This window comes from Ferrigenium sp. UT5, from assembly GCF_045866295.1.
Lineage (GTDB): Bacteria > Pseudomonadota > Gammaproteobacteria > Burkholderiales > Gallionellaceae > Sideroxyarcus.
Map to the genome: position 1 here is coordinate 63,981 of NZ_BAAFRY010000003.1, position 13,047 is coordinate 77,027.

The 13,047-nt window shown below is 59.6% G+C and carries 13 protein-coding genes and 2 tRNA genes; 5 read left to right on the top strand and 10 right to left on the bottom strand.

What is annotated here, in order from left to right:
• Positions 1-12 precede the first annotated feature (12 nt).
• The 10 genes from ACKTSJ_RS01715 to ACKTSJ_RS01760 form a co-directional block, all read right to left on the bottom strand.
• Positions 13-195 carry a hypothetical protein gene (locus ACKTSJ_RS01715; protein WP_407896769.1) on the bottom strand — a complete coding sequence of 61 codons (183 nt, stop codon included), beginning with the start codon at positions 193-195 and terminating at the stop codon, positions 13-15.
• Entirely contained in the window at positions 192-641 is a 450-nt protein-coding gene (ccmE, locus tag ACKTSJ_RS01720; RefSeq protein ID WP_407896771.1) for a cytochrome c maturation protein CcmE, read from the bottom strand. Before ccmE ends, ACKTSJ_RS01715 begins: the two co-directional genes overlap by 4 nt.
• Positions 638-781: a heme exporter protein CcmD gene (gene ccmD / locus ACKTSJ_RS01725; protein WP_407896772.1), complete on the bottom strand. Its 144-nt coding sequence runs from the start codon at positions 779-781 to the stop codon at positions 638-640. Before ccmD ends, ccmE begins: the two co-directional genes overlap by 4 nt.
• 20 nt (positions 782-801) lie before the next feature.
• Complete coding sequence (gene ccmC / locus ACKTSJ_RS01730; RefSeq protein ID WP_407896774.1) at positions 802-1,539, bottom strand: heme ABC transporter permease CcmC; 738 nt, start codon at positions 1,537-1,539, stop codon at positions 802-804.
• 6 nt (positions 1,540-1,545) lie between these two features.
• Entirely contained in the window at positions 1,546-2,229 is a 684-nt protein-coding gene (gene ccmB, locus ACKTSJ_RS01735; protein ID WP_407896776.1) for a heme exporter protein CcmB, read from the bottom strand.
• Entirely contained in the window at positions 2,226-2,855 is a 630-nt protein-coding gene (gene ccmA / locus ACKTSJ_RS01740; RefSeq protein ID WP_407896778.1) for a cytochrome c biogenesis heme-transporting ATPase CcmA, read from the bottom strand. The genes ccmB and ccmA overlap by 4 nt, the downstream gene beginning before the upstream one ends.
• A 229-nt stretch (positions 2,856-3,084) precedes the next feature.
• A complete protein-coding gene (locus ACKTSJ_RS01745) occupies positions 3,085-4,974 on the bottom strand; it encodes a SurA N-terminal domain-containing protein (protein WP_407896780.1) in 1,890 nt (629 codons plus the stop codon).
• Positions 4,975-5,082: 108 nt separating this feature from the next.
• Positions 5,083-5,159: transfer RNA gene (locus ACKTSJ_RS01750), tRNA-Arg, on the bottom strand.
• Between the two features lie 50 nt (positions 5,160-5,209).
• Positions 5,210-5,303 (bottom strand) — tRNA-Ser (locus ACKTSJ_RS01755).
• A 46-nt stretch (positions 5,304-5,349) separates the two neighbouring features.
• Entirely contained in the window at positions 5,350-6,582 is a 1,233-nt protein-coding gene (locus ACKTSJ_RS01760) for an aspartate kinase (protein WP_407896782.1), read from the bottom strand.
• 107 nt (positions 6,583-6,689) lie between these two features.
• On the opposite strand from ACKTSJ_RS01760, the gene recJ reads away from it, so the two are divergent.
• The 5 genes from recJ (at position 6,690) to ACKTSJ_RS01785 (ending at position 13,046) form a co-directional block, all read left to right on the top strand.
• Entirely contained in the window at positions 6,690-8,420 is a 1,731-nt protein-coding gene (gene recJ / locus ACKTSJ_RS01765) for a single-stranded-DNA-specific exonuclease RecJ (RefSeq protein ID WP_407896784.1), read from the top strand.
• Between the two features lie 4 nt (positions 8,421-8,424).
• A complete protein-coding gene (locus ACKTSJ_RS01770; RefSeq protein WP_407896786.1) occupies positions 8,425-9,696 on the top strand; it encodes an MgtC/SapB family protein in 1,272 nt (423 codons plus the stop codon).
• 59 nt (positions 9,697-9,755) lie between these two features.
• A protein-coding gene (prfB, locus tag ACKTSJ_RS01775) for a peptide chain release factor 2 (protein WP_407896788.1) occupies positions 9,756-10,860 on the top strand; the annotation gives its coding sequence in 2 pieces (ribosomal slippage) (positions 9,756-9,836 and positions 9,838-10,860; 1,104 coding nt in all).
• 15 nt (positions 10,861-10,875) lie between these two features.
• Entirely contained in the window at positions 10,876-12,378 is a 1,503-nt protein-coding gene (lysS, locus tag ACKTSJ_RS01780; RefSeq protein ID WP_407896790.1) for a lysine--tRNA ligase, read from the top strand.
• 2 nt (positions 12,379-12,380) lie between these two features.
• Positions 12,381-13,046 carry a Crp/Fnr family transcriptional regulator gene (locus tag ACKTSJ_RS01785; protein ID WP_407896792.1) on the top strand — a complete coding sequence of 222 codons (666 nt, stop codon included), beginning with the start codon at positions 12,381-12,383 and terminating at the stop codon, positions 13,044-13,046.
• Position 13,047: the final 1 nt, after the last annotated feature.

The following is a 13,047-nucleotide window of genomic DNA, read 5'->3' on the forward strand; positions in this document are numbered from 1 at the left end:
GACTTTCGATGGTTATTGGGCGACGGGATATGCTGCGGAGGGTGCATTGCCGTCCCCAGACTTTCCGGCTTCGGCTTTCTTGATGGCGGCCGCAACTTCCGGCGGCATCTGATTTTGGTTACGGCCGCCGCGCTGCGGCTTAAGCTGCGCTGCGCACAGGTTGGCCTGCACCGAAATCACATGCCCGCCGTTCATTTGACCGCACCTTTGTCACTGGCTTGCTGGGCTTTCTTGATGGCGTCCATCGCTTCGGGAGGCATGTAATTTTCATCATGCTTGGCCAGCACTTCCTCGGCACGGAACACATTGCCTTCTTCCAGCTTGCCCTGCGCGACCACGCCTTTGCCTTCCTTGAACAGGTCCGGCAGGATGCCCTTGTAGATCACCGCCATCTTTTCGGCGGTGTCGGTGATATTGAAACGCACGGTCAGCCCGTCTTTTTCGCGCTGCACGCTGCCCTCCTCGACCAGACCGCCAATGCGGAAGCTGCGCCCCTGCGGCGCTTCGTTGTGATGAACCTGGGTCGGGGTGAAATACAGGCTCACATTGTTTTTCAGCGCGAACAGCACCAGCCCGACCGCGGCCGCCACCAGCCCAACGCCCAGCAATATCCATGTCAGTCTTTTCTGTCTTGGTGTCATTCCGCATCCCCACTTTCATTCATCAGGCGCAACTGGCGCAGTGCCAGTTTTCTTCTGTGTCTGACCGCGACGATCTCGATCAGGAACACCAGCAAAGTCAAGCCATACGAACCCCACACATAAAATGCATAGCCGTTCATGGCGAAAAATTCTGCCCAGTTCATTCTTTGATGTCTCCCAGTTCCTTGACCCACTGCGTGGCCGATTCGCGCTCCAGGATGATGCTGCGCACGCGCGCCAGCGCGACCGCAATCGCGTAAAGCCAGCAGGCGACCAGCATGATGAACATGGATTGCTGCATGGCGATGTGCATGCTGGTGCCGCTGAATTTGATGGTCGAACCCTGGTGCAGGGTGTTCCACCATTGCACCGAGTAATAGATGATGGGCACGTTGACCGAGCCGACGATGGCGAGCAAAGCACTGGCGCGATCCGCCCGGCGCGGGTCTTCGATCGAGGCCTGCAGGGCGATGAAGCCCAGGTAGAGGAACAGCAAAATCAGTTCGGAAGTCAGGCGCGCATCCCATACCCACCACGCGCCCCACATCGGCTTGCCCCACAAGGCGCCGCTCCACAACGAAATGAAAGCGAACAGCGCGCCGGTCGGCGCCAGCGCCGACGCCATCATGGCGGACAGGCGCGTTTTAAAGATCAGTCCCAGCGCGGCGTAGCCCGCCATGATGAGGTAGATGAACATCGACAGGATCGAGGCGGGAACATGGATGAAGATGATGCGGTAAGCCTCGCTCTGCACCGCATCGGTCGGCGCCACGAAAAACCCGATATAGAAACCGATGCCGAACAGCACGGCGGCCGGCCAGGCAAACCAGGGAATCAGTTTCCCCGCCAGACCGTAGAAGGTGGAAGGAGCAGAATATTTAAACCAGTTGATCGCCAATCTTCATTACTCCATCGAAATGCGCAACGCCTGCGCCGCCACGAATGGCGTGAATACCAAAGCGAACAGCAGAAACGCCCCCAACAACGCCAGGTTGGAAACGGCATCGAGCCCGCTGTTCACCGCTTCCACGGCGCCCGCGCCAAAGATCAGCACCGGAATGGTCAGCGGCAACACCAGCAACGACACCAGCACCCCGCCGCCGCGCAAGCCCAGGGTCAGCGCCGCACCCACCGCACCGATCATGCTCAACACCGGCGTCCCCAGCAGCAATGCCAACATCAGCGTCCAGATCGCTGCCGGCGACATGTCGAACTGCAGGCCCAACACCGGCGCAATCAGGACCAGCGGCAGGCCGGACAGCATCCAGTGCGCGGCGATCTTGCCCAGCACCATGACGGTCAACGATTGCGGCGCCAGCATCATCTGCTCCAGCGTACCGTCCAGATGGTCGGCCGAGAACATGCGCGGCAAGGACAGCATCGAAGCCAGTAAGGCCGCCACCCACAACACCCCGCCCGCCATCTTGCGCAGCATGTCGGCCTCGGGACCGACTCCCAGCGGGAACAGACTCACCACCATCACGAAAAAAATCAGCGTGGTCAGCACATCCGCCCTCCGCCGCATCGCCAGCAACAGATCGCGGCGGACCACCAGCAACAGCAAGTCGATCAGGGAAAGCCGGTTCATGCCAGCACCAGATGCCGCATCTCCACCCCCGTCACCTGCAACGGCTGGTGCGTGGTAAAAATCGCCATGCCGCGATTCGACAGATGATCCCCGATAAGTTCCTGCATCAGTGCGACAGCCCCCACATCCAATGCGGTCAATGGTTCATCGAGAATCCACAATTTCGCATCCCCCACCAGCAAGCGGCTCAACGCGACCCGGCGGCGCTGGCCCTGTGACAACACGCGCACCGGCAAATGTTCCTTGCGCCGCAATCCCATGCGCCGCAAGACCTCCAGCGCCTTGCTTTCGCTCACCGCGATCCCGGCCAAGCCAGCGCCGATGCGCAGATTCTCCAGTGCACTCAACTCGTCCTTGATCGCATTCGCATGGCCGAGATAGCACATCTCGGCATGAAACAGGTCATCCCACTCGTGGATGTCGCGTCCCTGCCAGCGCACGCTGCCTTGTGCGGGCTGCACGAAGCCGCACAAAGTGCGCAGCAGGGTGGTCTTGCCCTTGCCATTCTCTCCCTCCACCCGCATCAGCTCACCGCTGGAAATGGCGAAGCTCAACCCCTCGAACAGGCGCTGCTCGCCGCGTTCGCAGGCAAGGTCACTCACTTCCAATACGGGGTTCGACGGCATGGATGAACAGGGTGCAGACGCTCGAAATTCAACAGCGGCGGATTATATACGATAGCCATCCGGGGCGAGACATGCGATCGGATATAACATCGCTTACGACACTGCGATAGCCGCATGATAGATAGGGGCGCAACGGATATTGGGCACGCCAGAAGCCTGAACCTCGCCAGTCACCCAGCAAAAACGCCGCTGTGTGAGCGGCGTTTTTGCTGGGAGTATCCTTGTCTTATTACTGTTTTTCCACGGGCGCAAAATCCTTGATTTCGATATCGGCACGCGCCTTGGCCTCTTCCAGATAGGCCTGCAGCAAGGCCTCTCCCGTCATCTGCCGCACCTGTTGCGCGTAGCCTTCGCGTTTCATTGGCTCGATTCCGGCGATCTCCTTCACCGCCTCGATGCGCGCAATCAGATAGCCCTGCTGCGCATCTTCGACAGCCACATAGGCGGGTAGCTTGCTTGCGTCCGCAGTCAGAATTTTGCGTGCCAACGCCGGATTCAGTTCACTCTGCTGCGCTCGCGCCACAGTCTGTGCCTTGTCCCACTTCACCGACACTTTCTCGCCGTTCTGCAACTGCGCCATCAGCGCCGCGCCCTGTTTAGCCGCAGCCTGCAAACCTGCCTGGTCCTGCAACTGTCGGCGGATCTGGGCAGCCACTTCCGGCAAGGGACGCGTGCTCGCCACGCGGTGTTCCGTCACGCGCGCCGCCAGCAAGGTATTGGCCGCAACCTCCACCGCGCTGGTATTGCGTTTCTCGTTCAGCGTCTCCGGCGCAAACACGGCCTGCAGCATCTTGTCTGTCCACAGGCCGGCAGGTTGCTGGCCGCGCGTCAGCCAGAGGCCGCCCTGCACTGTCGCACCGATCAGTTCGGCTGCGGGTTTCAGGGTGTCGCTCTGCTCATAGACGATATTGCTGAATTGCTCGGCCAGCTCGGCAAAGCGGTTGTTCGCTTTTTCCAGGCGGATTGCCTGCTCGATCTGTGCCTTAACCTCGGCCAGCGGTTTTGTCTTGCCGGGCTGAATGGCGGTCAGCCTGATGATGTGGAAACCGAAATCGGTCTGCACCAGACCGCTGATTTCACCCACCTTGAGCCCGAACACGGCATCGTCGAACGGTTTCACCATCATGCCGCGGCCAAACAGGCCCAAATCCCCGCCGTTGGCAGCCGAGCCCGGATCGTCGGAATACTGTTTTGCCAGCGCGGCAAAATTTGCCGGCTTCTGTCTGACTTGCTGCAGGAGGGAATCGGCCTTGCTTCTGGCCGCATCGCGGTCCGCAGACGACGCGTTTTTCGCCACCCCGACCAGAATATGCGCGGCGCGGCGCTGCTCCGCCGTGCCGAATTCGGCCGCATGTTCCCGGTAATACTGTTCCACCTCGCCTGCCGACACCGCCACCCTGGCAGACAAATCCGCCACGGACAGCGTGACATATTCGACCTGCGCGCGCTCCGGCAGCTGGAACTGCTGCTGATTCGCCGCATAGAACGCCTTGACCTCGGCGTCTTCCACGCGCACCTCGTTGCGGAATGCCGCCAGATCAAGTTTGGCCACAGACACCCGGCGCTGCTGCTCATTCAGGCGGATCAGATTTTCCGCCGTCGCATCCGCTGCATAGCCGTTTTGTGCCAGTGCATCGGTCAACTGCCGGCTCAGAATATCCTGGCGCACACGGTACTCGAACAAGGCGGGATTCATCCCCTGTGCACGCAAAGCCGCCTCATAGGCCGATTTATCGAAAACACCGTCTTTCTGAAACGCGGGAACGCCCGCAATGAGACGCGCCATCTGTTCGTCGCTCACCACCAGCCCGGCGGCACGCGCTTCGTCCAGCAGCAAATGCTGCGTCACCAGCCCCTGCAACACCGAGCGTTTCATTTCGGCACTGTCGAACATGGCTGGGTCCAGATTTTCGCCCAATACCTCGCGCAGTCTCTCGCGCTGGCGCACCATCGCATCTTCAAATTCGGCCTGGCCAATTTTTGTCCCGTTCACAGTCGCCAGTGCGCCGGTATCGCCCGAGTGCTGGTACGAGTCGAGGCCCCAAAGGGCAAACGGCAGAATGATGAGCGCCAACACGATCTGGACCAGGCGTTTTCTTTCATGCACAAAATCGAACATAGCAACCTCTGCGTCAAAAGACGGATGCGCGAACATCCCGCGTGAAAAAGCGAACTTTCGTTCGACCGGATAAGGAAAAGGCTCCCAGTACTGGAAGCCTTTTCAAATTGGTGCGCCGGAAGAGATTCGAACTCCTGACCCCTTGGTTCGTAGCCAAGTACTCTATCCAGCTGAGCTACCGGCGCATTGTTTTCAAACTACCTGCTTCTTACTTATTACAACTGCGATTTCTCTGTGGCGGAGAGGGAGGGATTCGAACCCTCGATACAAGTTTAAGCTCGTATGCGCCCTTAGCAGGGGCGTGCCTTCGACCTCTCGGCCACCTCTCCGAAGAGGCGCGCATGATACTGATTGAAGGCTGGACGGTCAAACGGTTTATGCGTCTTCCTGCTCCAGATCGAAAGCCTTGTGCAGAACGCGTACCGCCAGCTCCAGATATTTCTCGTCGATCACGACGGAAATCTTGATCTCCGAAGTGGAGATCATCTGGATGTTGATGCCTTCTTCCGCCAGCGTGCGGAACATCTTGCTGGCGATGCCCACATGGGAACGCATGCCCACACCGACGACCGAAACTTTCGCCGTCTTGTCGTCGCCCACCACGGCGCGCGCGCCAATATGCTGCTGTACCTGATTTTTCAGCAGGTCCATCGCCTTGGCGAATTCATTGCGATGCACGGTGAAAGAAAAATCGGTCGTGCCATCGACACCGACGTTCTGGATGATCATGTCCACATCGATGTTGGCGTCTGCCACCGGTCCAAGGACCTGGTACGCGATACCGGGTTTGTCCGGTACGCCGAGCACGGTGATTTTGGCCTCGTCGCGATTGAATGCGATTCCGGAAATGATTGCCTGTTCCATTTTGTCGTTATCCTCGAAAGTAATCAGTGTGCCTTCGCCCTCTTCCTCAAAACTGGACAGCACGCGCAGTTTGACTTTGTATTTCCCGGCAAACTCGACCGAGCGAATCTGCAATACCTTGGAGCCAAGGCTGGCCATCTCCAGCATCTCTTCAAAGGTGATGGTTTTCAGACGGCGCGCCTCGGGGACTACGCGGGGGTCGGTGGTATAAACGCCGTCCACATCGGTGTAAATCTGGCATTCGTCTGCGTTCAGTGCAGCGGCAATGGCGACCCCGGTCGTATCCGAGCCACCGCGTCCCAGAGTCGTGATGTTGCCCGCTTCATCCATCCCCTGGAATCCGGCGACGATCAGGATATCGCCGTTATCCAGATCATTGCGCATGTTCTCCTCGTCGATGCTGACGATGCGCGCCTTGGTGAAAGCGCTGTTGGTCAGAATCTTGACTTGTGAACCGGTATAGCTTTTTGCCGGCAAGCCCAAATCCTTGAGTGCCATGGCCAGCAAGCCGATGGTCACTTGTTCGCCGGTGGAGATGACCACATCCAGCTCGCGCGGATCGGGGTTGCTCTGGATTTCTTTGGCAAGTGCGATTAAGCGGTTGGTTTCTCCGCTCATGGCCGATACCACCACCACGATCTGATGCCCTTGCGCCTTGTATTTTGCGATGCGTTGCGCCACATTCTTGATGCGCTCCGGGCTGCCCACAGAAGTGCCGCCGTATTTTTGAACTATCAATGCCACAATCAGTGCCTGCCTCGTTTTTAAAGTGGCCGGCATTCTATCCGAACTGCCCCCAAAATACGATGACCCCCTGCTACACTGAAACAGAAACCGGAGAATCCACAATCATGAACAAAATCAGCCCGCGCCCCTGCTCCGACCGTCTGGTCCAGCAACTGATTGCGGGGGGTGTCCCGCCCCTGCTGGCACGTCTCTACGCGGCGCGCGGGATCACCGATGCCGGACAACTGGATACCGGCCTGCAACATCTGTTGCCGTTCGCCCTGCTGAAGAATGCACAGCAGATGGGAAAACAGCTGGCCGACGCCATCGGCGCAGACAAAAGGATACTGATTGTGGCCGACTATGACGCCGACGGCGCCACCGCCTGCGCGGTGGGCATGCGCGGGCTGGGCGCACTCGGCGCGCGGGTGGATTTCATCGTGCCGAACCGTTTTGAATACGGATATGGCCTGACACCGGAAATCGTCCAGCTCTCCCGTCAATCCAGCCCCGACATCCTGCTCACCGTGGACAACGGCATCGCCAGCGTGGAAGGCGTGGCCGAAGCGCACCGGCTCGGCATGCAGGTGCTGGTGACCGACCATCACCTGCCCGGCGACACACTGCCGGAGGCGGAATGCATCGTGAACCCCAACCAGTCCGGCTGCGCATTCCCCAGCAAGCATCTGGCCGGCGTGGGCGTGATGTTCTACGTTCTGATGGCACTGCGGGCAGAGCTGCGCAAACGCGGCGCATTCGAGCCTGTTGAGGTTTCCCCCACCCCCAGCCCCTCCCCCGCAGGGAGAGGGGAGCCGAATTTGGGCCATCTGCTCGATCTGGTCGCGCTCGGCACGGTCGCCGACGTGGTCAAACTGGATGACAACAACCGCATCCTGGTACAGCAAGGCTTGCAGCGCATCCGCGCCGGACACGGCTGCTGCGGGGTGCAGGCTTTACTGCGGGTGGCGCGCCGCCCCGCCGCCCAAACCAGCTCCTATGAACTCGGATATATGCTCGGCCCGCGCCTGAATGCGGCCGGGCGTCTGGAAGATATGAGCATCGGCATTCGTTGCCTGCTGACCGACGATGCGAACGAAGCGGACGAACTGGCCACCCGCCTGGATGCCCTGAATCACGAGCGTCGCAGCATCGAAGCCGATATGCAGGAAAGCGCGCTGGCAACACTGCACGCGTTCGATCCGGCTGACAATTTTTCGCTGGCCTTGTTCAACGCGGACTGGCATCAGGGCGTGATCGGCATTCTCGCCTCGCGCCTCAAGGATAAATTCCATCGTCCGGTGATCGCTTTCGCCCGCGCCCAGAATGGCGAACTCAAGGGTTCCGGTCGCTCCATTCCTGGCCTCCACCTGCGAGATGCGCTTGATCTCGTCTCCAAGCGCCAGCCGCACCTGATCCTGAAATTCGGCGGCCACGCGATGGCGGCCGGCCTGAGCATCGCCGAAGCGCACCTTGCCGATTTTCGCATGGCCTTTGAAGCGGTTGCCCGGGAACTGCTGGATGCCGATGCCCTGCAGAAAACGATCACCACGGACGGCGCGCTTGAGGTGCACGAATTCACCCTCGACATTGCCCGCTCCTTGCAGAATCAGGTCTGGGGGCAGGGGTTCCCGGAGCCGCTGTTCGAGGGCGATTTTCATGTGCAGGCGCAACGCGTGGTCGGCGAAAAACATCTCAAACTCAAATTGTCATCGCCCGCGGGCAATTTTGATGCCATCCGTTTCTTCTCTGCCGAACCCGTGGCGGAAAACATCCGCGCGGTGTACAGCCTGAATATCAATGAATACAATGGCAGCGAGAATTTGCAACTCATCGTGCGCCACTGGCAGAAAGCGTGAGTTCATGGAATCCATCCTGTCGCAAAGCATGCTGGGCAATGGCATCGAAAGTCTCCCCAGGTTTTTGACCAGCCTCACCATCGGCCTGCTGATCGGTCTGGAGCGCGAGCGCAATCCTTCCGCCAAAGCAGGACTGCGCACCTTTGCCCTGGTTTCCCTGTTCGGTACCCTCATTGCCCTGCTGGCTGACAAGAGCGGTTCTTCCTGGTTGTTGATTGCCGGGCTGCTCGCGGTGGCCGGCATGATCATCGCCGCCTATCTCAACAACCCCGCCGAGAACAACGATCCCGGCACCACCACCGTCGCCGCCCTGCTGATCTGCTATGCCCTGGGTATTCTGGTGTGGTACGGACTGTCCACCCTCGCGGTGATGCTGGCGATTGCGACCACGGTTCTGCTCTATTTCAAACCCGAACTGCAAGGCATGAGCCAGCGCCTCACGCGCCGCGACCTGGTTTCCATCCTGCAATTCGCGGTGCTCAGTTTCGTCATCTTGCCCATCCTGCCCAATCAGAATTTCGGACCCTACGACGCCTTCAACCCACACCACGCCTGGATGATGGTGGTGCTGATTTCAGGCTTGAGCCTGGCCGGTTATATCGCACTGCGCATCGTCGGTCAGCGCTATGGTGCGCCCCTGCTGGGTTTTCTCGGCGGACTGGTTTCCAGCACTGCCACCACCCTGCTCTATGCGCGCCACAGCAAGTTGAACGATGGCATGCTGCGCCTGTCGGCGGTCGTCATCCTGATCTCCAGCCAGGTCGTGCTGGTCAGGCTGGGGGTGGTCAGCAGCATCGTTTCCCCTGCCATCCTGCACCAACTGCTGCCGGTGCTGGGTCTGGGACTGCTGTGTGGCATGATCGCGACCGCATTTGACTGGCAACGCTTGAAAAACCAGGGCGACCTGCCGTTGCCGGAGACGGCCAATCCGACCGAACTGCACGCTGCATTGGGTTTTGGTTTCCTGTTTGTCGTGGTGCTGTTGTGTTCCGCCTGGCTGTCGGAAGTGGCCGGCAGCGGCGGACTGTATTTCGTCGCTATCGCCTCCGGCCTAACCGATGTCGATGCGATTACCCTTTCCAGTCTGCGCCTGTTCCAGATGGATAAACTGAACAGCGAACAAACCATCATCTCGATCACGCTCGCCTTCATCTCCAACATGGCGTTCAAGTTCGGCCTGGCCGTTTCCATCGGCGGCATGGCCCTGGCAAGACACCTTGCTGTCGGCTTTGTTGCCCTCACCGCAGGCGTTGCGCTCGGCTTGTTCTTGCTGTGACCTGACACCCCCTTTCGGCTATAATCGGCGCCTTTCACAGCTGCGACAGATCACAAAAAATGGAAGCCGAACAACTCAACGCCCTCACCCACAAGATCGCCGATTTGCGCGCCCGCAGCCTTGAATTACGGAGGTATCTTTGACTACGACGGCAAACAGGAGCGTTTAGCCGAAGTCGTCGTCCTCGCCGAGGATCCCGCCGTCTGGCAGGACAATAAGCGATCGCAAGAGTTGGGGCGCGAACGCAAGTTGCTGGAAGGCATCGTGCTCAATCTGCAGCGCGTCGAGCAATCGCTCAACGATAACAGCGAACTGATGGAGATGGCGCTGGCGGAGAACGACGATGCCAGCCTGCACAGCATTGCCGCTGATATCGGCGTGACCGAGCAACTGGTGGCCGACATGGAATTCCGCCGTATGTTCTCCGGCGAACTCGATGCCAACAATTGCTTCCTCGATATTCAAGCCGGTTCCGGCGGCACCGAAGCACAGGACTGGGCATCCATGTTGCTGCGCATGTATCTGCGTTACGCCGAACGCAAGGGCTTTCAGGTCGAGGTACTGGAACAGTCGGACGGCGAAGTCGCCGGCATCAAGGGGGCCTCGATCAAGATCAGCGGCGAATATGCCTATGGTCGCCTGCGCACCGAGACCGGCGTGCACCGTCTGGTGCGCAAGTCGCCGTTCGACTCGGGCAACCGCCGCCACACCTCGTTCTCCAGCGTGTTCGTCTATCCGGAAGTGGATGATTCGATCCAGGTGGACATCAACCCGGCCGACCTGCGCATCGACACCTATCGCGCCTCCGGCGCGGGCGGCCAGCACATCAACAAGACCGACTCGGCGGTGCGCATCACCCACGTTCCGACCGGCATCGTGGTGCAGTGCCAGAACGACCGCTCGCAACACAAGAACCGCGCCGAAGCGATGTCCATGCTCAAATCGCGCATGTATGAAGAAGAGCTGCGCAAGCGCAATGAAAAGAAACAGGCGCTGGAAGACACCAAATCCGACATCGGCTGGGGCCACCAGATCCGCTCCTACGTGCTCGACCAGTCGCGCATCAAGGACCTGCGCACCAACCACGAAGTCGGCAACACCCAGGCCGTACTCGACGGCGACCTCGACGACTTCATTGCAGCCAGCCTGAAACAAGGCGTTTAACTTCAGAGACCCCTCATGACCAACGAACAGAACCCACTCCTGCCGGACGAAAATCAGATCTTCGCGGAGCGCCGCGTCAAATTGAAAGCGATTCGCGCAAAGGGGATCGCTTTCCCGAACGACTTCGAACGCAAAAATCTGGCGGGCGACCTGCATCGCGAATTCGACGAAAAAACGCATGACGAACTGGAAGCCGCGCCGATCGAGGTTGCAGTCGCCGGCCGCATGATGCTGAAGCGCGTGATGGGCAAGGCCAGTTTTGCCACGCTCCAGGACATGAGCGGCCGCATCCAGTTGTTCATCAGCAATGACAATGCCGGCGAGGCCGCGCATGCCGAGTTCAAGCATTTCGACCTCGGCGACATTCTCGGCGCGGTCGGCGTGCTGTTCAAAACCAAAACCGGCGAACTTTCGGTCCGCGTCACGCAGGTGCGCCTGCTGACCAAGGCCTTGCGCCCCCTGCCCGAGAAATTCCACGGACTCAGCGACCAGGAGCAGAAATATCGCCAGCGCTACGTCGATCTCATCACCAACGAGCAGACGCGCAACACGTTCCTCACCCGCTCTAAAATCGTACAGGCGATCCGGGATTTTTTTATTCGCGACAACTATCTGGAAGTTGAGACGCCGATGATGCACGTGATCCCCGGTGGCGCATCGGCAAAACCCTTCATCACCCATCACAACGCGCTCGACATGCCGCTGTACCTGCGCATCGCGCCCGAGTTGTATCTGAAGCGTCTGGTGGTCGGCGGTTTCGAAAAGGTGTTCGAGATCAACCGCAATTTCCGCAACGAGGGGCTGTCCACCCGGCACAATCCAGAGTTCACCATGATCGAGTTTTACGAGGCTTATCGCGATTACAAATATCTGATGGATTTCACCGAACGCCTGTTCGCCGAGGTGGCGCGCACGGTGCTGGGCACGACCGTCATCAGCTATCAGGGCAAGACGCTGGATCTGGGTCAACCCTTCCACCGCCTGACCATGGTGCAGGCGATCCGGAAATACCATCCGCAATTCACCGAAGCGCAGTTGAATGACCGCGCTTTCCTCGTCAGCGAACTGAAAGACCTGAAAGCGAAATACAACCCGCACGACGCGGTCGGCGGCTTGCAGCTTTCCCTGTTCGAGGAATTGGCCGAAGCGCACCTGTTTGAGCCGACTTTCATCGTCGATTATCCCGTAGAGACTTCCCCGCTCGCCCGCGCTTCCGATGCCCACCCCGAGATCACCGAGCGCTTCGAGCTGTTCATCGTCGGGCGCGAGATCGCCAACGGATTTTCCGAATTGAACGATGCGGAAGATCAGGAGCGCCGCTTTGATGCGCAGGTGGCCGCCAAGGATGCGGGCGATGAAGAGGCGATGTTCAAGGACAGCGATTTTGTGCGCGCCCTGGAATACGGTCTGCCACCGACCGCCGGCGAAGGGATCGGCATCGACCGCCTGGTGATGTTGCTGACCGATTCTGCCAGCATCCGCGACGTGATCCTGTTCCCGCAGATGCGCCAGGAATAGCCATGCTCGACCGCAACATGCGCGACCGTCTGTTGCAGCACTACCCCATGCTGGCCGAGTTGCCGACCGAAATGATGGAACAGTTGTGTTCAGGCGCGACTGCATTGACCGTGCCCGCCGGGGCCACCGTGTTTGATGAAGATCAACCGTGTCAGGGTTTCCCGCTGCTGCTCGGCGGCAGCCTGCGGGTGATCAAGGCCTCGACCAGCGGTCGCGAGTTGCAGTTGTACCGCGTACGGCCCGGCGAAAGCTGCATCCTCACCAGCAGTTGCCTGCTCGGCCACACCCGATATCAGGCGCGCGGTGTCTGCGAGGAAGAAATCAGCATGGTGCTGTTGCCCGCCCCCCTCTTTCATTCCCTGCTCAACCAGAGCCGGAATTTCCGCACCTACGTGTTCAATTTATTCACGGAACGCCTGACCGACCTGATGCAACTGGTCACCGCGGTCGCCTTTCAGAAACTGGACCAACGCCTGGCCGCCCTGCTCGTTGCGCGCCCCTCGCCGCTTCATTCGACCCATCAGGCGATTGCGGATGAATTGGGCAGCGCGCGCGAAATGGTCAGCCGTTTGCTGAAAGGATTTGCCGACCAAGGCTGGGTCAGATTGGGACGCGAGCAGATCGAGGTGCTGGATCCGGCCGCACTGGCCCGGCTCGCTTCAGCCTGAA

Bases quoted from the DNA above. Each gene is read 5' to 3' on its own strand.
- ccmE (WP_407896771.1), bottom strand. From the start codon at position 641: ATGACACCAAGACAGAAAAGACTGACATGGATATTGCTGGGCGTTGGG.
- ccmA (WP_407896778.1), bottom strand. From the start codon at position 2,855: ATGCCGTCGAACCCCGTATTGGAAGTGAGTGACCTTGCCTGCGAACGC.
- ACKTSJ_RS01785 (WP_407896792.1), top strand. From the start codon at position 12,381: ATGCTCGACCGCAACATGCGCGACCGTCTGTTGCAGCACTACCCCATG.
- ACKTSJ_RS01745 (WP_407896780.1), bottom strand. From the start codon at position 4,974: ATGTTCGATTTTGTGCATGAAAGAAAACGCCTGGTCCAGATCGTGTTG.
- ACKTSJ_RS01715 (WP_407896769.1), bottom strand. From the start codon at position 195: ATGAACGGCGGGCATGTGATTTCGGTGCAGGCCAACCTGTGCGCAGCG.
- ccmB (WP_407896776.1), bottom strand. From the start codon at position 2,229: ATGAACCGGCTTTCCCTGATCGACTTGCTGTTGCTGGTGGTCCGCCGC.
- ccmD (WP_407896772.1), bottom strand. From the start codon at position 781: ATGAACGGCTATGCATTTTATGTGTGGGGTTCGTATGGCTTGACTTTG.
- lysS (WP_407896790.1), top strand. From the start codon at position 10,876: ATGACCAACGAACAGAACCCACTCCTGCCGGACGAAAATCAGATCTTC.
- ACKTSJ_RS01770 (WP_407896786.1), top strand. From the start codon at position 8,425: ATGGAATCCATCCTGTCGCAAAGCATGCTGGGCAATGGCATCGAAAGT.
- recJ (WP_407896784.1), top strand. From the start codon at position 6,690: ATGAACAAAATCAGCCCGCGCCCCTGCTCCGACCGTCTGGTCCAGCAA.